General features: G+C 53.1%; 15 protein-coding genes and 1 pseudogene. 14 read left to right on the top strand and 2 right to left on the bottom strand.

Annotated features, from left to right (window positions below; genetic code table 11):
- Positions 1 to 5 precede the first annotated feature (5 nt).
- A complete protein-coding gene (locus EL257_RS12530; RefSeq protein ID WP_126362947.1) occupies positions 6 to 2,624 on the bottom strand; it encodes a UvrD-helicase domain-containing protein in 2,619 nt (872 codons plus the stop codon).
- Between the two features lie 262 nt (positions 2,625 to 2,886).
- Here EL257_RS12530 and EL257_RS12525 point away from each other — a divergent pair, with 262 nt between their 5' ends.
- The 5 genes and pseudogenes from EL257_RS12525 (at position 2,887) to EL257_RS12505 (ending at position 7,468) form a co-directional block, all read left to right on the top strand.
- A complete protein-coding gene (locus tag EL257_RS12525; RefSeq protein WP_126362945.1) occupies positions 2,887 to 4,284 on the top strand; it encodes a hypothetical protein in 1,398 nt (465 codons plus the stop codon).
- 933 nt (positions 4,285 to 5,217) lie between these two features.
- Positions 5,218 to 5,895 (top strand): annotated as a pseudogene (locus tag EL257_RS12520) (histidine phosphatase family protein).
- Positions 5,892 to 6,509 carry a 3'-5' exonuclease gene (locus tag EL257_RS12515; RefSeq protein ID WP_126362943.1) on the top strand — a complete coding sequence of 206 codons (618 nt, stop codon included), beginning with the start codon at positions 5,892 to 5,894 and terminating at the stop codon, positions 6,507 to 6,509. The pseudogene EL257_RS12520 and the gene EL257_RS12515 overlap by 4 nt, the downstream one beginning before the upstream one ends.
- 142 nt (positions 6,510 to 6,651) lie before the next feature.
- Positions 6,652 to 6,927 carry a DUF7693 family protein gene (locus EL257_RS12510; protein ID WP_419866601.1) on the top strand — a complete coding sequence of 92 codons (276 nt, stop codon included), beginning with the start codon at positions 6,652 to 6,654 and terminating at the stop codon, positions 6,925 to 6,927.
- Between the two features lie 259 nt (positions 6,928 to 7,186).
- Positions 7,187 to 7,468 carry a hypothetical protein gene (locus EL257_RS12505; protein ID WP_126362941.1) on the top strand — a complete coding sequence of 94 codons (282 nt, stop codon included), beginning with the start codon at positions 7,187 to 7,189 and terminating at the stop codon, positions 7,466 to 7,468.
- 423 nt (positions 7,469 to 7,891) lie between these two features.
- On the opposite strand, the gene EL257_RS12500 is transcribed toward EL257_RS12505, so the two are convergent.
- Positions 7,892 to 8,404: a hypothetical protein gene (locus EL257_RS12500; RefSeq protein ID WP_126362939.1), complete on the bottom strand. Its 513-nt coding sequence runs from the start codon at positions 8,402 to 8,404 to the stop codon at positions 7,892 to 7,894.
- 545 nt (positions 8,405 to 8,949) lie between these two features.
- Between EL257_RS12500 and EL257_RS12495 the strand changes: the two genes are divergently transcribed.
- The 9 genes from EL257_RS12495 to EL257_RS12455 all read left to right on the top strand — a co-directional run bounded on the left by EL257_RS12495 (position 8,950) and on the right by EL257_RS12455 (position 20,430).
- Entirely contained in the window at positions 8,950 to 9,564 is a 615-nt protein-coding gene (locus tag EL257_RS12495) for a 3'-5' exonuclease (RefSeq protein WP_126362937.1), read from the top strand.
- Positions 9,565 to 9,960: 396 nt separating this feature from the next.
- Entirely contained in the window at positions 9,961 to 10,590 is a 630-nt protein-coding gene (locus EL257_RS12490; protein WP_126362935.1) for a DUF4760 domain-containing protein, read from the top strand.
- Positions 10,591 to 10,856: 266 nt separating this feature from the next.
- Positions 10,857 to 11,717, top strand: a complete 861-nt coding sequence (locus EL257_RS12485) for a viroplasmin family protein (protein WP_232013087.1) — start codon at positions 10,857 to 10,859, stop codon at positions 11,715 to 11,717.
- Between the two features lie 394 nt (positions 11,718 to 12,111).
- A complete protein-coding gene (locus tag EL257_RS12480; protein ID WP_126362933.1) occupies positions 12,112 to 12,978 on the top strand; it encodes a hypothetical protein in 867 nt (288 codons plus the stop codon).
- Positions 12,979 to 13,094: 116 nt separating this feature from the next.
- Positions 13,095 to 13,376 (top strand): hypothetical protein, encoded by a 282-nt coding sequence (locus tag EL257_RS12475; RefSeq protein ID WP_126362931.1) that lies wholly within the window; start codon positions 13,095 to 13,097, stop codon positions 13,374 to 13,376.
- Between the two features lie 302 nt (positions 13,377 to 13,678).
- A complete protein-coding gene (locus tag EL257_RS28000) occupies positions 13,679 to 13,912 on the top strand; it encodes a hypothetical protein (protein WP_232013086.1) in 234 nt (77 codons plus the stop codon).
- 590 nt (positions 13,913 to 14,502) lie between these two features.
- Positions 14,503 to 16,920: a TerB N-terminal domain-containing protein gene (locus tag EL257_RS12465; RefSeq protein WP_126362929.1), complete on the top strand. Its 2,418-nt coding sequence runs from the start codon at positions 14,503 to 14,505 to the stop codon at positions 16,918 to 16,920.
- Positions 16,917 to 18,212, top strand: coding sequence for an ATP-binding protein (locus EL257_RS12460; protein ID WP_126362927.1), 1,296 nt, complete (start codon positions 16,917 to 16,919; stop codon positions 18,210 to 18,212). Before EL257_RS12465 ends, EL257_RS12460 begins: the two co-directional genes overlap by 4 nt.
- The gene (locus EL257_RS12455) at positions 18,187 to 20,430 is read left to right on the top strand and encodes a DEAD/DEAH box helicase (protein ID WP_126362925.1); all 2,244 of its coding nucleotides are present in this window, start codon (positions 18,187 to 18,189) and stop codon (positions 20,428 to 20,430) included. The genes EL257_RS12460 and EL257_RS12455 overlap by 26 nt, the downstream gene beginning before the upstream one ends.
- Positions 20,431 to 20,514: the final 84 nt, after the last annotated feature.

The following is a 20,514-nucleotide window of genomic DNA, read 5'->3' as shown; positions in this document are numbered from 1 at the left end:
CCTGATTATCGCCCTTTCCTGGCTTTACGTTTGATGCCATCCGAGGCCGGCGCAGGTCGCGGGGTCACGACGTTCCAATGGCTTTGATCTCTCTTGATGTAACGGCTTGCCTTCTCCGACGCAGGCACCTTTTCGTCCCAGGAAACATACCAATAGCAGTAGGTTACGGCCCGGGTGATCGCCACGTAGGCCGTTCGCAGCGCCTCCTGCTGCTGTGCTAGGTCATAACCGCACGGCTCGCCCGGATTCGCCATGCCCGCCTGTGCATAAAAATCATTTCTCGAAGGCGAAGAGGTCGTGACCTCACAATCACCCAACAAAAAGACCGCATCAGCTTGCAGGCCTTTGGAGGAGTGGTAGGTCAAAAACTTTATTGCCTTGCTGCGCTTGTCTTGCCGGGCTCGCTCAATGACCTCGCCCAACTTCGCCCTTGCATCTTTCTTGGTGTCGCGTTTACGGTAAAGCACAAGGATTGAACGTCCGGCGTCGTAATGGTGCTCAACCATCTGGACTAGGTGTTCCCAGTCAAGCTCTCGAACCTCTACTGGTACCTGATTGCCAATCACACGCTTATTGACCGCGACACCATGCTTGTTCTCGAAGCCAGGTGTCTGGTTGACGATTGCTTCAGCTGCGTCGACCACCATCTGATGTGATCGGTGATTCTCTTGCATGAACACCTGCGTCAGCTTCGGCGATTTGAATTCCTTGCCGAACTCCATAAGAAAACGCGGAGAGCTGCCGCGCCATCCATAGATGCTTTGCCAATCGTCACCCACGGCCATCACTGAAGCATAGGCCCGCGCGCCGAGCGTCTGAGCCGCCAGCCCCCGTCGTTCGATCTCGCTAAATGTCGCCCGTACCCAGGAGATCGTGTTCGCTCCAACGTCCTGGAATTCGTCAATGAGCAGTGTTGTCATCGGACGAAGTACGCTGTCTGGCACTGCCCGAAAATTCTGCTGACCACGCTCGCTGAACATCGCGAACATGCTGTTAAAGGTCATGACCGGTGGGCTCATCCCTAGCAGCCGTTCGTTGAAAGCAGCCCAGTAAATACTCATGGCATAGAAAAATAGGGTGTCGGGATCACCCTTGTAAAGGGTCATATTTTTTACCGCCTCGATGGCGTCTAACCCCAGGTTTTCGATGAAGGAAGCGGTAGAGAAAAAGGCCTCTAAGATATAGCTGGAGCTGATCTCACCCCTGACCTTGTACCGAAATTTCGGACATCCGTTGATACGCCCCTTGAGGGCCTCAATCGACTGCGTGGCATCGACGTAGCTGCTCAAGTACACGACTCGTGGACTGCAAAAGGCCTGAAAAAGCGTCCGCTTGTCCCGCACATGCTTGCGCATGAACCAACCATATTGGTGATCGAGCTTAAGGTCATCTGGTTCGGTGTCATCGATTCCTAGCATGACGAAGGTATCGAACTCGGGAATGTAGCCGTTGACTTGAAAGTTTTTCCCAAGTATCCGCAGGGTCTTCTGAGTCGGCTCTATCCCGTCAATCGGCCAATGGCCAGCGGCCTCCCAAAGCCCTTCGAGCTGAGAGCACAAGGCACCGTCGATATTCGCCATTTGCCAAGCCTTATCCTGACGATGCAGTACATCCGGATGGTCTTTCTCCATTTTATCGAGCAGCAGTGAGCGCTGATACAGCTCCCCAATCAGTGCGCGAAAGGGTTGGTTGTTTTCAAAGAGATCTTGGTAAACCGCGTTCATTAGATCGAGCTGCGTCTCCCCCAGTTTGACCTGCAGCATCGACCCGCCACGCTCTTCCTCCTCCGGCTTGTTGTCCAGGAACTCGAACGCCTTGACGTCGCTCAGCCCATCGATGCTTTTTGCAAACGACAGAATCCGTGAGTGAAAGGTGCGGACTATCTCAAGGGATTTCTTCTCACTGACGTCGTAACCCCAGAGGTCAAACACCTCGCGGACTTTCTTCGCAAAATCCAGCTTCGACTCTTTTGTAAAGGTGACAACCGTCAGCCCCGACAGATCGATCTTGAGATAGTGATAGAGAACGATCAGACGCAGCACCATGGTGGTCGACTTGCCACTGCCAGCGCCGGCGACAACGCAAGTGGTTGGAGTCGTCGACAGGATCATCTTCCACTGATCTTCTGACGGAGGTTGGTCAGGAAGATAGTTTTTCACATCCTCTCGGATTTCAGCAGCCATCTCCGGAGTGATTGCGAACGTCCAGTCCTTGAATAGTGCAGGCTCCTTGATGCCTGGTGGAGCGGGACATGGAACAGCGCCGGGCCGCAGTTCAACGATCAACTTCCCTTCGTCCAACCCCAATACGTGCCCCTGAGAGAACCCCTCCTCAAAGCCTTCACTTTTGCCCTCCAGATGCCCGACCTTTCGACCCTCCGCGCGTCCTAGTTCCAGCCCCCGCGTTTGACCCAGTTTGAAACCGTCTTCAGCACCAACTGCACGGCCTGCTTTCCAGGCAGAGAATTGTTGAAACTTGACGGCATCCAGGACGGTATTGGCAATAAGATTGAAAATTCCACCCTTGGTGGGCTGTTTAGCATTCGGGAGTGTGGAAGTATCGCCGCGAGGTGAGATGTCAATCTGTGGCGTTTCAGAATGAGGGTCGGTTGGTCGTGAATCCACTAGCTGATGGCTCCCTGCTGTCCGTGTGCGTGCCAGAAATGCTGATCACGCTTCTGCGGTGAAACCCAGAGATTACCATCATATTTGTGACGCAAAACTTCTAACGAAGGGCAGATAGCCATCATAACCGGCGACACATGCTGCTTTGCTCCTCAGCGTCATACTTCTGCCACGGCTACCCCCTATACTGGCTGGCTTCATGATCATTATGGCAGTACGCAGCGGGCGTAAGCGCCCCGGCTAGGGCCGGTAAGGAGAGACAATGGCTACGAATCGGGCATGCATCATCTGCGGTGAACCTGCGAAGTCCAATGAGGACATCTTTCCCGCCGCTCTGGGTGGACGTCGAACGAATCGCGGCATCTATTGCCATGATCACAACACCGGCTTCGGTAAACTGGTAGCACGTTTGGAACCTCAGCTGGCGATGATGAACGGTGCACTAGAGGTCAGGCCAGATCGCAAGGATAAGGCCAAGCCCTACTTCTTTATGGACGGGGAAACGCGCTATCGCATGGAGGGTTCGAATATCGATATTGATATGCCTCCGCCGCTCGATATTGCAAACGTCGGGGCGAGCACCGAGGTGAAGCTTGCGGTGCCCAGCCTTGAAGTAGCCCAGCGATGGGTTGAAGCCAATCAGACAGATCAGATCAAGATTGATCTGAGGCAAACGGGGGCACCGCAAACGCACTATCGAACTGAAGGCAAACGTATCCAGCTGAGATTTGGCGGGTGTGACTTCTTACAAGCAGTTGGTTACCTTGCGCTGACGTTCTTTGCGCACTCATTCCCTGACGCTGCTCGACAGGATGGGCTTAAGACCTTCAAGGATATGCTCCAACGTGACCTCCAAGATGACAAGGCGAACTGGGAGCAGGAACTGGTCTGGTGGGATGGTCGGGAGACCAACGCAGTCGTGGGTGACAACCCCTATGACTTCGGCCACACGTTGGCGGTGGGTGTGTGTGACGTGACGTCTCGGGCTTATGCCTATGTCTCCTTTTTCTCGTGCCTGGGCTTCGGCGTGGACTTGGGGCCAGTTGAGTATGCAGGCGAAAAGAAGACAGTGTGCACGTTCATCAACCCCCTCGCTGATCGGGCTGGGGACTCAGTCACCGAGGTGCCGCTCAACACCTTCAACACTGAAATCGGCAAAACTGGGGTTTCCTTCTATGACATGATTCACTCTGGTGCTGCGTCGAAGGCTGTTGGGCGGTTTCAGCAAAAACTGCATGCTCGCCACACTGACAGCATCGTCGCCGACATTCTTTCCCAAGTACCATCCCAACCCTTACCGCCTTTTGAAGAGTTTGAGCGGTTTATGGCCATCACGCAGGAGAACGGGCAGTCGCTGCTCAACTTGCTTCGAGAGGGGGTCGAAGACTTGGCACCAAAGTTTGCAGATTTTGAACCAGCGCCACAGGTTCTGCGCTCTCTGATTGAGAAGGACGAGAGTCAGCACAATGGATTGACGCCCATCGCGTGGCAGGTTCTCCAGCTCACTATGAATCTGGTTGCCCTGCAATTGCATAAGGCACACGTCGATGGTGTATTGGACTCTCAGAAGGTTTCGGGGCTGTTCTTTGGTGGCCCGGGTCTTGAGCTGATTACACGCGAAGTCATCCAGCCGATCTTACTGTCGCGCCCCGGCCAATGACGTTCGATCATTTGCCGTGACCCGCTGCAATCGCCGATCCAGTCGTCAACCTGTTGCGGGTGTATCACCCCATGGCAGACGACTGGTTGGACGCTTACAGGTAGGTGGCTACTGAGCCTGCCCTTTGACGATTGCGGTAGCGATGTCGAGATCCTTTAGCAGATCACGACGGGGCTTACATTCCACATAACCGTTCATGACGATCATTCGGATACCCGAATACCACTGCCTTTTTTAGCGATGCAGGAGTCCTAGATGTGACCGAACAAATCGCTAAGCGAGGCTGGACATTAGGTGGTAAGCACATCTATATGGCTGATCACTACAGGGCCGCTGCGGACATGGTCGTAAGGTTGGCCTTGAGTGAGTCCAGCCACTGAAACGTCGAGATCGCCGAGTGTCTTGATGGGATGGACAGACGACGACTGCTCACTCTCCTCAATGCTGTGATGCCGAAGCTAGGGATTCTGAACAAGCAGGAAAAGGTAAGCGCCTGACTACACACGCAGCCCCTCGGATAGCGGCGCGAGGTGAGACACGCTGGGCAAACGTCTGTGAATTATTTAAATTATTGGCAAGCCATAATTATTGCCCGGCCATAATTCTTAATAATTTGCGTGTATCAAGATCGGAACTTAGCAGGCCAGTTGGTTCAATAGTCATAGGCGGGCACAAGGCCCGAAGGAACGACGCTCCACTCACCGCCCAGCGACTGCGACGCGTCTCTCCTCCACGGAAAAGGGCGCGATATCGTACTTCGAGCAGCTCCCTTACCTGCTCTGTTCCCAGTTCGCTTTGGATGCGAGCGATAATGGAGTTCACTGAGTCGAGGTTCTAGAAGTCTACATGCCCCCCCATCACCCCTACCCTAATCCAGCCATGCCCCTAGCAACGCTACTGGTGTCTTGCGCCGGGGAAACGACAGGTAAGTCAATGAAGAATGTCAGGCTAGTGCGTCATGGAGAAAGCGCGGCCAATGCTGGTGCACCTACCCTTGATCACGCAAGTATCCCGCTTACCCAAAAAGGCATCGAACAAGCTAAACGAGTGGCGAGATCCGTTGGCCGTGCACCTGAGTTAATAGTTGTGTCCCCTTTCTCTCGGGCTCGAGCGACCGCGGATGCGACTGTCTCCGTATTCCCTGATGCTCCATTTGAGACATGGCCCATCGAGTAATTCACCTACCTAGATCCGACTAGGTGCGTGAATACCACCGTAGGGCAACGGAAGGCATGGGTCGAACAGTATTGGACGGACGCGGATCCGTCCTACTTTGATGGAGAAGGTGCTGAGTCGTTTCTGGAGTTTGTTGGCCGCGCACGATCGTTCCTAGATCACCTCGCCACGCACCCGGCGCAAGACATCCTAGTCTTTTCGCACGGACAATTTCTCAATGCGGTAGCTTGGCTCATCCAGCGCCAGCCACTCCAGGTTGATGCCCAAGCGATGATCGAGTGGCGCAGGTACGAGATCAATAATCACGTCCCTAATGGTTGGGGGTATGTCGTGACCCGTGCTCTAGGCGATTCGTCGTGGTCAGTGAGTGATTCAGTCGACATAGATGGAGCGATTAATCTCAACAGGCTCCAAGCAAGGTCTTCTATGCCATGAGTATCGAAGCAAAGCTTCTTCACCTCCAAGCAATCCAAAACCTCATTGCGCCATATCGCTACCTCTATTGCGTAGACCTTGAGGCAACCTGTGATGAGGTTGGCGAGTCGGAATCACCGAGGCCAGTCGCTGTCGCTCCTGATCATATGGAAACGATTGAGATTGGTCTGGTGGTGATCGACCTTGAAACGCTTGAGATCGTCGATGAGTTCCAGCGTTTCGTTCGACCGCAGATCAATCCGGTACTCACCGACTTCTGCAGAACGCTGACATCCATTCAACAAGCGGACGTGGACAGTGCTGGTACCTATGCGGAGGTTGGCCAGGAGCTAGGAGCGTTAATTGCGCAATATCCAAACGCTGCTTGGGCGTCGTGGGGTGACTATGATGCAAGGCAGCTTGAACGGGACGCAGAATTTGCTGCGTGCCCTTCTCTGCTCGAAGGCTTGCCCCATTTCAATGCCAGGAAATGGCATGCTGGCTTATATGACAATCGACCAAAATCATTAAAGCAAACAGTAGAGTCGTTGGGTTTGGTTTGGCAGGGTACCTATCATCGAGGGATAGACGATGCGAGAAATGTGGCTTCCATCGTGAAGGAAATGCTTGGCTAATTGATGAGCCGGGCCTTAAGGCCCGAAGGTGCGATCTCTCCATTGACGTTACTTACCGCAGCATAGTTATGGGCAAGCGATGACTCGAGCTCAGATCATTTTGAACACAGCCTCCTCTCTCCCCGCAAGCGAGGTTAGCCAAGTGCTGTCGGACGTCGCGCTCAGCAAGCGCATCATGATGCGAAGCTCCACACAGTCCTGGAGCGAGATTTATCACGGCCTCATGCCCGTGGAAATTGATGGCTGGCAGCTCATACTCTTCAATGATTGTGACACCCTGGATTACTGCGAGTACTGCAAGTCGCCTGATGGCCGAATCGGGGCGCTTGAGCTCTGGGAGCGCGATGGAGTTGACCCTGTCGAGCTGTTGAGCACCTGGGAGCGAGAACAGCTCGAACGATTGCTCGCTGCCCTCTGAGCCTCCATGCAAAAAAAGGCAGGTACGGGTTTGGTCACTTCAGTTATCTCGAAAACTGCATTCAAGACTGTAGCTATGGCATCATTTTCATCACAGGCGGTGGCCGCTAAGGCTTGGTAGGCTTACCAGGATTTTTAACCTGCAATTCGGGTAACTGCCAATCTGCGATGCAACCCTCAAATAGAAAAGCCTGCCCTCACCGACTGCTCAATGTACCAATCGAATAGTTAGTGCTTGGCTTCCGAATAGGATTAACAAATTGCTTAACCGTCCCGATAAAGACGCCCTCCGTGCGATGCTGGAATCGCAAGTCCAAGAAAGGCTGCAGCACGACCCTGACGCGTTAACGACTTATGCAGCCAAGCCTGAACCAGAGCGCAAACCGTACACCAGCAAACCCACGGTTCAGGACAAGGCTTTTCACAAAGAGCTCGAGCAGATGCGTGCAGACGCCGAAGCTGGAGTGATAAATACGCCTAAGCGCGAGGCGGATGACGGAGGCGCTCCTAGCCTTAAGCTTGATGATTATCCGAATCTGTAAAACGTGCCACGGAGAATTTGTACGCAGGGACGGTTTGCCGGCTCATCACAACGGAGACTTTAGCTTCACAGTGGCAGTAGCCAAGAGGAATACATGCGCGATTAGGCATCAGCAAGGTTGCTGAGCTGCGCGGTCAGACATCGGGCAGTACTTCAAGTCGAGCCGGGCCTCGAGGCCCGAAATAACGACGGCCTTGGCACGTGCGACTCTCCTTGATCACACCTACTCTCTTAGTTCTATGGGCCAGCTCGAGAGCTCCAAAATCATCAGGGCAGTTCAATTCACGCACTCAAAACATAGCGCTCGTAGCTACACCCTCATAAGTTGACCTAGGTCATTTATCCACGGCTCTGGAGTCGCGGTGTAAATCGGTTGCACGGTCTGAGCCACCAAATACCCTGCGATCCAAAGATGCTCCGCTATTCAGAACGCTTGCTCAAAATTGAACGCAAAAGCTCTATCGTCAATACCTAAGCATGGAAGATTAAGGTCATCATCTAAGCAAATCACAAGCTTGTAATAAACCGCTTCCCCATGGTGCAGTTCTGGTTGCCTAAATGAACCGGAAGCGCAAAACTCAGAACCTCTGCTGTCTGACTCAAAGGTCTGCAATGAATCACGCTCAGCAGAGAGCGATTGCGCTTGAAACAATCGGATCCAGGCGGCTAGAGCCTCTAATCGCGCAACACATTCCGCGCCGACTTGAAACATTCCAAGATCCGCGTATTTCAACAACATCTTCACAAGATTTTTAGTCACCTCAGCGCATTGCTGAGCGGTGAAACGATACTCCGAATGATCAAGGACGAGCGACACATTGCCATCCGGAATTTCAACAGAGGCCAAGTACGGTGCACTATCAGAATATCCGTGCAAGCTAATCGAGCGCTCGGCCTTAAAAACAACTTTGTTTGCAGCCAACAGCTCAGTATTCATATTGCACCTACCAAATAGCGTTACTGCATATATGATCGGATCGATTTGCTTAAACCTTTAGCGACAAACACGAATTAATTTTCAAGCGATACACATATTTCCCCGCAGACCCTCGCTCGGCGCCAGTTCAGCCCGAGGAAAACGTAGCGTCCTGTTCTAGATCAGTTGACTACTACAGACTGTGGACTCCACATAATACCGCCCCGCTCCAGTCTGCCAATCAATCATAGACGGCCTTCGTTTCCACCGACGTGTCCTAACCATATCCAGAGGACGCCTCGAAACAAGCTCACCAACGGCAATACTTATCCATTCCGCTGCAGTGGCGACATCGTTTTCAAACAGGGAAAGGGCCGCTTTCAAAGACAGCTATCAATGCGGCGAGACGGTTGCTTTCTATGGGGTGGTAACGTCCTGCTTTCACTCTACACGCCAACGTTATAGCCTCGAGACGGAACAGAAGCCCCCCTTTCATCCCCGTTAGAATGCGGCTGTGTGCACAAGTGGATGTACCTTGGACAGATCAAAGCTAGGACATCCATGCCATGAGCATTGAAGCAAAACTCCTTCATCTCCAAGCCATTCAAAACCTCCTCGCGCCATACCGCTACCTCTATTGCGTAGACCTTGAGGCAACCTGTGATGACGTTGGTGAGTCACCAAGACCGCTTGCAGTCGTTCCTGATCAGATGGAAACGATCGAAATCGGTTTGGTGGTGATCGAGCTGGAAACGCTTGAAGTCGTCGATGAATTCCAGCGTTTCGTTCAACCGCAGGTCAATCCCATCCTCACCGACTTCTGCAAAAAGCTGACATCCATTCAACAAGCGGACGTGGACAACGCACGAACCTATGTTGAGGTTGGCCAGGAGCTGGGAGCATTCATTGCCCGATATCCAGATGCTTCCTGGGCGTCTTGGGGTGACTACGATGCACGGCAGCTAGAGCGCGATGCTGCATTAGCTGCGTGCCCTTCCCTGCTCGCCGGTCTGCCGCATTTCAATGCGCGGAAATGGCATAAAGGGCTATATGACAATCAGTCGAAAGGACTTAAGCAAACTGTAGAGGCCATGGGTTTGGCTTGGCAGGGTACTTACCACCGCGGGATAGACGATGCGAGAAATGTGGCTGCCATCGTGAAGGAAATGCTTGGCGATTGATGAGCCGGGCCTTAGGCCCGAAGGTACGATCCCCCATTCTTAATCCCTAGTGCGGCTTTACCATTGGCACGCGATGAATCGAGCGCAGAATGATGTGAGCACATGATCATTGCTGCTCTGTCGAACGGCCGATCTCTTCACGCTTAGGAATAGTCCAGTCCGAGGCGCGCCTTTCATACATAGGGTCGGGTTTCCGGCCTTCGTAAGTGAACATCAACAAGTGAATTCCAAATGCGACTGCAGCCACTCCAGCGCTTCCAACCGGGCTCGCGTCTTTAGAAAATCCAGCGAGCCCGACAGTTACTCGGATCTAAATCTATAGCGTTAATGGCGCGACAACAATGCTCTGGAGATGCCAAAATGATGGCCTTTCTTACAATTTGTTGGAGCATTTGGATGAGCCACACGCAGCCCTCCCGGGCTAATGATCAGACGCTTACTTGGCTTGCAGCTGGCATTCTCGTCACGATTTTATGCGGTATTGGTGCGGTATGGTTAGGTACTTCTGAAGCAAACCGGCTGGCGAAAGTGGTTGAAGTAAGCGCGGCCATGCTGGCTGCATCAGGTGTGATCCTTTCCACCTACCTCAGCGTTAAACAGTCCAAAGAAATGCTACGCAGGCTTGAAGAAGAACGCTTGAGGGCAGACGCGATTCGCGATCAGCAGAAGAGTTTAGACCGGCAAGAAGAGACATTTAGGTTGATTGAGAAGTGGGATGATCCTCACTTCCTAGAGGCAAGAAAGTTCAGCAGGCAACTCGGCAAGGAATTGGCCAACCTTACTCCTCAGGCCTTGGTTGCGCGCGTTAACGATGACACGGCACTGCGTAGCTCGGTCGGCCTCATGCTCAATTACTTCGATTTCATCAGGCTTTCCATTAAGCATGACCGCGTCGATGTTAACCTAATAAAACTGCAGCTTGCACCAATAGCTCTTGCCACGTTGGATCGCTTTGGCGCCTGGATCAATACTCAAGATTTGGTATGGCGAAATGACGTTGCAGAATTTCGTAAGCTGGTAATGTAAACATTAGCCGCAAACATCGTTTTTGCCCGGTTCCCACGTACAGGCGTGCAGCGTCGAAACTGATAATCCCCGCCGGTCGTCTTCGCTGCGTATCAATCCTCAGAAGAGCCAGTTTCTGTGCCCAAGAACTCAAAGACGGATCTGGCACGGCCCGATTGTTACCATGGTTACGACCTCGTCGAGGTTACACCTGCTGTACCATGAGAGAGTCTTGGAGACATAGCTGCTTCAGGCCAGAAAAAAAAGAATGGAGAAGGTCGCTCGGGATGGCAAAGAAACCTCGCTTTTATGCAGTTGTGCATGGACGTCAGACCGGTATTTTCGACAAATGGGATGATGGAGCCCGCCTTGCTATCAACCATTTCCCTGGCGCTGATCATCGTGCCTTCAGGTCGCTTGCACTCGCCGAGGAATGGTACCGGCAGAACACGCGTCACCCGCACTCCCTTCATTCGCCGATCTACCACTTTGATACCGAAATGATAGCTAAGGCACCAGGCGATGTCGCACTTAAAGCAGCGCTGAACGGTGAGCGCTCGAAGCGAATCATCGTCTACGCCATCATTGACCCAGAAACGGAAGAACCCTTCTATGTTGGCGAAACGAGGCACTTTCCTCGCCGTCAGCAAGCCCACCTGAGAACGGCAAACGCGAGAACGAAACGGGCCGCAGCTAAAGTTCCGCAGATTCTTGCCAAGAATCAGATGCCGGCATTCAAAGCAATAGAATTCTGCGAGTCCAAAGAAGCCGCATTAGCTGCCGAGACAAGGTGGATCAAGCACTATGTCGAGAGAGGATATACCCTCTGGAATCGTCTGAGAGAGCATACAGAAATCAAAGAACTCCATCGAGCCCCCAAGATTCAAATGGACATGATTATTGGAGATGGCCCTTTTTTACTTGGCCCACATCACTACCATTCTCGATTCGATCAAGACCAGGTTGCGCATTTATCTATCACAGTTACCCTACGGTTTGCTGGCTCATCCTACAGCGGTCGAAAAGCTCAGGTTGATATGGGATACGACTCAACCGGCTTCACCTGCGGTGCAGTTCTGGGTCGTGCCTGGAGAACTCATACACCGGCTTCAAGTGGTGCAGGCGGATGGAGTTACCGCAGATTTTGATTACGCAGCAGCTATTGATCGTATCTGACGGCTGTCTTAGCCCTTCGATGTTTTACCTAAGCCAAGTATCGCCGCCTTAGATTAGAGGGGGGCAGCCGTTTCCGCTCACATGATGAACTATATCCGCAAGGGACTGATCCCCAATGACTGCTCATTCAGAAATACCGTTCACAGACTTAGTCAAACAGACCGTGAAAGCTAATGCCAGCCAATTGGTTACCGCCGGCGCCGCCCTGACAGGCCTCGGTTTTATCCTTACGTTCTTTGTTTTGTACACCTATCTACACGCGATTGGATATCCAAACCTGTTAAGCCTGCATTGGGGAACACCAGCGCCCTGCTCCCGTGGATTGTCATTTCCACACTTATGCTGGTGCTGTATCTAGCGAGCCTAATGGTCACTTCGGCGTTCTATGCAGCGGCGTTGACCCCCTTCAAAAATAACCCCTCGTTCATGGCGTTGATGCTGATACTTCCCTCATTAGCAGGCATCGCAGCGATGGTGTGGTCGGTAGTTATTCGCCAACGCGCAAGTGTTTTTTTCGTAGTTACCTTCTCAGCGGTGACTGTCATCATTGCCTCTCTGGTGATGCTTTTGATACCAAAATTCTGGGCAACAGTAAGGGACACCGCTAATCAAGCTTCACCGGCTCAGAATGCGAAAAATAAATGGATGGCAACAGTCATTGGCCTGATCGGGACGGTGTGGGGGACGGCACTGTCTGCAATGTTTCCAATGCTCCTCCTCATCAAAACCTACCCGTGGCCCGCAGACAGGTACGAACTGTACAAATTTGCTGGTATCTGCGTGACCGTATCGGGACTCAGTCTCCTACCGGCTGCAGCCTTTTACATCTGTAAAGATGGGCTGTGGCCGCGTACACGCTATACATTGGGTGGAATGATGCTGGTGGTGGCAAGCGCGCTTTACTTTGCCCCTGCGACCATACCGAAGGTGGTCGATCAAGCCGCAAAAATCATCGGCATCAAGAGCCTTGAGGTTTCGTCATACATCATCAAGGACACCTATGCTGCCGAAGATTTCGATTCGCGGTGGGGGGAAGTCAGAACGCTTAGAGGTTATCCAGTCGTCGAGGCATTTCCTTTGTTTACCCTCGGTGACCTCCTCCTGCTTTGTCCCAAGTCGCTTGCGCCCACCGAATTACTAGATTGGCCAGTGGTGACCCGAGCGTGCCTGCTGTTGGACGCCAAGACCACGAAACCGATGCCGGAGAAGACAGTGAAGGCGTCAAAGACCTAGACAAAACAAAAGAGAGTCCAGCAACCAGACCGCTACCCGAGCTTCGCCAAGGCTTGGACGCGCCATCTTTCATCATCCGACGAGCCAATCGCTGGCTGCCAATTAGGAGTACAGAAATGCTTAGCCGTCCCGATAAAGACGCCCTCCGTGCGTTGCTGGAATCGCAAGTCCAAGAAAAGCTACAGCACGACCCAGACGCGTTAACGACTTATGCAGCCAAGCCTGAACCAGAACGAAAACCATACACCATTAAGCCTACCGTCCAGGACAAGGCATTTCACAAAGAGCTCGAGCAGATGCGTGTAGATGCTGAAGCTGGAGTGATACACACGCCTAAGCGCGAGCCGGTGGATGGAGGCGCTCCGAGCCTTAAGCTTGATGATTATCCGGTTCTGTAAACGTGCCACTGAGAATCTACAGGCGGGAACGCTTGCCGGCTCATAGCAGCGGAGATCACACGTGAAAACCCACCTATGAAAATCATGATCGAAGAATAGGATGGAAAGATCAAAACTAGGCATCCATGCAATGAGCATTCAAGCAAAGCTTCATCACCTTCAAGCAATCCCAAACCTCCTCGCGCCATACCGCTACCTTTATTGCGTTGACCTTGAGGCAACCTGTGATGAGGTTGATGACTCGGAATCACCAAGGCCGCTCGTTGTCGTTCCCGATCAGATGGAAACCATCGAAAATTGGCATGGTGGTGATCGATCTGGAAACGCTCGAAGTCGTCGATGAGCTCCAGCGTTTCGTTCGACCGCAGATCAATCCTGTCCTCACCGACTTCTGCAAAGGGCTGACATCCTTCAACAAGCAGATCTGGACAGTGCAGGAACCTATGCGGAGGTTGGCCAGGAGCTGGGAGCGTTTATTGGGCGATATCCAAACGCTGCTTGGGCGTCCTGGGTTGATTATGATACTGGGCAGCTAGAGTGCGATGCTGGATTCACCGTGTGCCCCTCCCTGTTTGAGGGCGCATCATGGCAGGCAGTGGAGTAATTCGCCTTGGGCATGAGAAGACTTTGGGTCGAGCCGGGCTTAAGCCCGAAGGAGCGATAGCCAAGCTAGCTTTAGCTCCGCAACCCAACAAGTCGCCTATCGAATCTCACACAAGCCCCCCGCTCCAGTTGGCCGATAAGATCGAAAACGGCCTTCGATTCCACCCTCCTCCTCATAATATCCAGTGGACGATCAAGGTGAGCGACTTTGAAGCTCGCTGATCCATAGTGTCTTTCAGCCCGCGCTTAAGGAATTGATGGGGAGTGATGAATAGTGTTGATGTCTCGCAATTCGGACTATTTTTTCGAGAGCTCAGAACTCCGGACGTGGGCGCTCTCAGTGGTTATGAGCTATAGCTCGATCAGTTCGTATATGCAACCAGCATCATCGACGGTGCTTCTTTGGTGTACATCTAGAAGGCATTTTTCCGATCAATAGCTCTGCGGGCGCCATAGCTCAAGCCATTTAATTGTCGGATACTGCCATTGCGCCAGCCCCCATCTTTCAAGGTTGAAATGACTCATGGCAAGGAAGAAGGCAAAAAACTCCAGCGGCACCGGCATTCTGATTATTATGGCACTGACTTTTGGTGCACTCGCTTCGATCCCGAAGAACGCCTGGATCGCTGTTGGCGTCGTCGCGTGCATCGGTGCCATTATGTGGTTTTTAGCCACTCGCTCTAAACGACAGCTTGAACAGCTGCAAAAGTCTGCTTCAGTGACAACGCACCTGCGCGAGGCGCGAAGCAAAGACGTAACCTTCTCCATGCATGAGGTTTCGTTGAGCAATACGTCTGAAGAAACCTCCGAATTTTATACCGTCCAACTCGACTCCCCACCTTCTCCTTCCTTTAAGATTCCAGATGCAAGCAAACAAAAATCCGATACTCGCTGGGTGCCGGCGGGCGAATCGGTCACTGTGTCTGGTTTTTCACTCCCCGGCGGAATGCTCTATGTAGGAAGTGCGTTGGGTCGATACGATGCACAAGAGCCGTCACTGATCAATCCAAAACTGCCGATAGCCAAGTCGTACGTCGACATCGAAGAGCGGTTGATGTCCTATTGGCCGAGTTTTCATTCCATCTCGCCAGAGGCTCGGCGCGGATACCTGCAGTGGCTTGAGAGCGGACGTCGTGATCCACTGGCAGACACCGGGTATGTCTTTTTGTTTTTCTATGGCCTTGAGCGGCGGGCTCTCGTTGATGCCGTAAGCGATCCGCAGTTGAAGATTGAGATTCCTCTGATCGTCAAAGAAGTCCAACGATTGCTGAGTATCTATGGGGACAACAGGTCATTCAGGGGGTATGCAGAAGGCTTTCTGGAATATTTAAGTAACACCACGGTGGATCCAGACCTCTACCTCGGCCCGCCTCCCAGCGTTGCCGCTTACAGCTACGAGATGCCACTGCCGCTACGCGTAGGCCTAGGCCAACACGCCTCCAAAAAGCACCCCCTTAATGCAGACTGGGCATTAGCCTGGGCACTGGCTGACCCCAACATTAGTAAACGCACGCCAGTGACGCGCTGTAAGGAGGTCTTTTCGAGACTGTTCAAACTCAAATACGCAAATGCCCATGCTTCGGGTCTTACCTTGGCGCAGAATAAGACCAAGCTTAAGACCAGCTACCGGCCGGCCTCTTCCGTCCTGATCGCACCCACGCTTAGCTTGGGTGATCTTCCAGATGTCATGGCGAGCTCGGGGACACGTAAAAGCCTGCAGTTGCTAGTTGAGCTATGCACCAGCGATCTCGAACCTTACAGCCGCTATTTGGGCCGAAACCCTGACAGCGCAGAAGCCCTTGAAGGCCTTTTGCAGCTCCCAGTCACGCTCTGGCCGGCGGCAGCCCGTACTGAATTGGAAGAGCTTCAGTTCAGGATAGGTGACGACCTGATTGTCATAAGTTTTGGTGAACTCGCAGGCCGGTTCAGGAGCGCCGGTGCCTTATCCCGGGATAAGGTACTCGCGCTGGCCCGCGCGCTTGAATCGCTTCAGATCGGTATGGAACCCGACGTACTGGCCGGCAGCAAGACCCCGAAGGCAGAAGATCAAATCGCGCTGTTCGTGACTCAACCTGAAGACGGGTCACTGCGAGCTTCTGCAGCCTACAACGCGGCCTCGGTGACCCTTGACCTTGCCAGTGCGGTGGCATCTGCAGACGGTGATACCTCCACCGAGGAAATCACGCTGCTTGCTCAGCACATCGACTCCTGGAGCCACCTAAGTGTGGCCCATCGCAAACGACTCAGAGCGCACCTGCAAATTCAAATCCAGCAACCCCCAACGCTCGCCAGTCTGAAGAAAAAACTTGATCCATTAACGGTCGAAGCCAAACGCACGATTGCCAGTTTCCTGGCCCATTTGGCGCAAGCCGATGGCATCGTCAGCCCAGCGGAAGTGAAACTTCTTGAGCGCGTTTACAAGGCGCTTCAGCTGGATAGTCAGTTGCTGTACAGCGATCTTCACGGGGCGGCATCTGGAGCGAGTATTGCGTCCGTTAAACCAGCAGCCAGCACTGCTCGCTCAGAGCCTGGCGCCCCTATCACCGCCACTGCGAATCAAGGCTTCGTGCTCGATCACGACCGGATTGCAGAGCTGCAACGAGAAACAGCTGACGTCTCCGCCCTCCTTGCCCAAATCTTCACTGATAACCAGGGTGAGGAGCCGGAACAGCTGGTTGAAGGGGCAGAATCGTCCCCAGAATCGAGTGCGGACGTCGACGGTCTCGATTTGGAGCACTCTGCATTCCTTCGTTTGCTGATCTCACGCCCCGAGTGGAGCCGCTCCGAACTTGAAGCCGCCGCCAGCGACATGGAACTGATGCTTGATGGAGCTCTGGAGCAAATCAACGACATGGCTTTTGAACGATTCGACATGCCCGTCACCGAAGGTGATGACCCCATCGAGATCAATACAGACATTCTGGAAGAGTTAGCCCTATGAGCACTATCAGAGCAAAGGATCGCGATGCGGTCATTCAGTCGTTGCGTGCCGGCGTCGTTCCTCGTATTGGCCAACATCTTATTCAGGTGGGCCGGGTAGGCGAACTTGATGCACTGATCAAGGACGTCAATAGCCTCGTCGAAAGCGGATCGGCATTTCGTGTCGTGATTGGTGAGTACGGTGCAGGCAAAACATTCTTTCTGAACTTGGTGCGAGCCATTGCCATGGAGCGCAAGCTCGTGACCATGCATGCCGACCTGAACCCCGATCGCAGACTACATGCCACTGGAGGACAAGCACGTTCTCTTTACTCCGAGTTGGCCAAGAACATGTCGACGCGTACAAAGCCCGACGGTGGGGCCATGCAAGGCATTGTTGAGAAATTCATTTCCCAAGCCAAAACCGAAGCCAAGGCGGCAGGCACTGACAGCGAGACCGTCATCCGTGCTCACTTGGTCGAGCTGACCGAGATGGTCAACGGCTATGATTTCGCTGAAGTGATCGCAGCTTATTGCCGAGGTTTCGAGGAAGGCAACGAGCAACTCAAGGCTGATGCGATTCGTTGGTTGCGTGGCGAATTCACTACCAAGACCGATGCCCGAGCGGCCCTGGGTGTACGAACCATCATTGATGATGCCTCCGTCTACGATCAGCTCAAGCTGCTATCGAGATTTGTCAGGCTCGCAGGTTTTGGCGGTCTGATGATCTGCCTCGACGAACTGGTCAATCTCTACAAACTGGCCAACACACAGGCACGCAATGCAAACTATGAGCAGATCCTGCGCATCCTTAATGACTCATTGCAGGGATCCGCTGAGGGGCTTGGATTTGTCCTGGGTGGCACCCCCGAATTTTTGATGGATACTCGCCGAGGACTGTTTAGCTACCCTGCCTTGCAATCGCGACTAGCCGAAAACTCGTTTGCCAAATCAGGACTGGTGGATCTTTCGGGGCCGGTCATACGCCTCACCAGCCTCACACCAGAAGACTTCTACGTGTTGCTTCAGAAGCTCCGTCACGTCTATGCCGGCGGCGATGCTGAAAAGTATTTACTGCCTGACGAAGCGCTTCCGTTATTCATGGCGCACTGCAATCAGCGCCTAGGTGAAGCTTACTTCCGTACGCCGCGCACGACGATCACTGCCTTCATCAACCTGCTGGCTATCCTGGAGCAAAACCCTGGAGCAGATTGGCGCACCCTGCTTGGGGCTGTCGAAGTGGCGAAGGACTTGGGTGGTGACGAAGATACAAAAGTCGACGCGGACGATGAACTTGCCACCTTCACACTCTGAATCATCGGGCTTCGACCAGCTAGAATCCCGAATCCAGCGATGGATTTGGGCTGAAGGCTGGACGTCCTTGCGCGACGCCCAAGAAAGGGCTGTGCCTGTGCTGATCGATGCCGATCAGGATGTCATTATCGCCGCAGCAACCGCGGCGGGGAAAACCGAGGCCGCCTTCCTCCCCATACTTACCAATTTACTCAACAGCAACGACACGCCCGGTTCGGTGTTGTACATCAGCCCGCTCAAGGCCTTGATTAATGACCAATGGGACAGGTTAGGCCGCCTCTGTGAGCAGCTTGGAATTCCCGTAGTGGCTTGGCATGGGGACATTTCATCGAGCAAGAAACATCGCTTCCTGAAGTCACCTGAAGGGGTTCTACTGATCACGCCTGAATCCCTTGAGGCACTCTTCGTCAATCGAGGCTCCAGCCTTACGGGGGTATTCCAAAATCTGCGCTATATCGTCGTGGACGAAATGCATGCGTTCATTGGAAGTGAGCGAGGCAAACAGCTTCAGTCTCTGATGCGCCGTGTAGAGCTAGTTGCCGGGCGTCGACTCCCCAGGGTTGGGCTTTCGGCCACACTCGGCGATATGACGTTGGCGTCAGAGTTTCTGCGTTCAGGAGGCGTCGACGGGGTGACTGTCATTGAGTCCAAAAACTCAAACCAGACGCTCCAGATGCAAATCCGCGGCTACATCCAGCCGCCGATGAGCGAGCTCAAAAAAACTCTCGTCCAACCTTCTGACCTGGAAGGCGATGAAGACGAGACGGAAAACAAAGCAAGCCCTGACTTTGCGATCGCTGATCATCTCTACAAGGTATTACGCGGCAGCAATAATCTGATTTTTCCGAACAGCCGGCAGCAGGTTGAATGGTACGCAGACCAACTGCGTCGACGCTGTGAGAAAGATGGTGTGCCCAACGAATTCTGGCCTCATCACGGCAGCCTTTCGAAAGACCTGCGGGAGCAAGCTGAGCATGCCCTCAAGGAGGGTAATGTGGCGGCATCTGCCATATGCACCACGACGCTTGAACTCGGAATAGACATCGGCAGCATCAAGACAGTGGTGCAAATTGGCGCCCCACCATCGGTGGCAAGCTTGCGCCAAAGACTGGGCCGTTCGGGCAGACGCCCGGGGGAAAACGCAATCTTGCGCGTTTACTGCAAGGAGTCTCCACTCAAAGATGGATCGAGCATTTCAGATCAGCTGCGCCAGGGATTAGTTCAGACCATTGCCATGGTTCGTCTTTTAATTGGAGGGTGGTTTGAACCTCCCCGGGCTCAGGGCATTCATGCCTCCACTCTCGTTCAGCAATGCCTCTCCATAATTGCTCAGTGCGGTGGCGCTTCCGCTGCTGATCTCTGGAATTGCCTCATCGCTGAAGGAGCATTCCAAAACGTCGAGAGGTCAGACTTCATCAAGCTGCTCAAGTCTCTAGGGGAGCATGAACTCATCGTTCAGGACAGCTCAGGATTGTTGCTTCCAGGGACAGTTGGAGAGCGCCTGATCAACCACTATGAGTTCTACAGCGCATTTACCAGTGATGAGGAATTCCGCCTGGTGTGTGATGGAAAAGCTCTTGGCTCAGTACCGGTTAGCCGACCGCTGACCAAGGATCAACGCATCATCTTCGGAGGCCGGAGGTGGCAGGTTCGTAATGTTGATCTCCAATCCAAGGTCATCACTGTTTCTGCCGCACGCGGTGGCGCCCCTCCTCAGTTCGATGGTCTGGGTGCGATGGTGCATGACAACGTGCGCCTAGAAATGCGAACCGTCCTGGCAGATCCTGCCCCCTGCCCGTTCATTGATCGCGATGCCCAAGCTTTGCTCGACGAGGCTCGTAAGTCTTTTAACGCACTGGGCCTTGGTAAACGTTACGTCATTGAGGCTGGCGGTAAATGCTATCTGATCAGCTGGCTGGGTGATTTCGCCAACGATGCGCTGCGCCTGTTACTCAATCATGTGGGTCTTTCGTGTGAGTGTGCGGGCTTGGCGATTGAGGTTGACGCCAACATCCATCAGACACTGGCTGCACTCAAGGATGTAGGTGACCTGGATGCAAACAATCTCGATTCGATTCTCGCAGATGTAGAGAATATGCTGCGGGAAAAATGGGATTGGGCATTACCGGATGCGTTATTGATGAAGTCGTTTGCTTCAATATCACTGGATATCTCAACCGCAATCGGCTTTGCGCAGAATCTAAATTGGGATGAATAAATTGATAATCCTTGAATGTACGAACTTCATGCTCACTAACATGCCGGCTGGGCTTCGTTACGAACGTCGATGATTTCGCAAGCT

This window comes from Pseudomonas fluorescens, assembly GCF_900636825.1.
Lineage (GTDB): Bacteria > Pseudomonadota > Gammaproteobacteria > Pseudomonadales > Pseudomonadaceae > Aquipseudomonas > Aquipseudomonas fluorescens_BG.
Note: the sequence above shows the minus strand (reverse complement) of the source record. Positions and strands in the feature narration are given on the sequence as shown.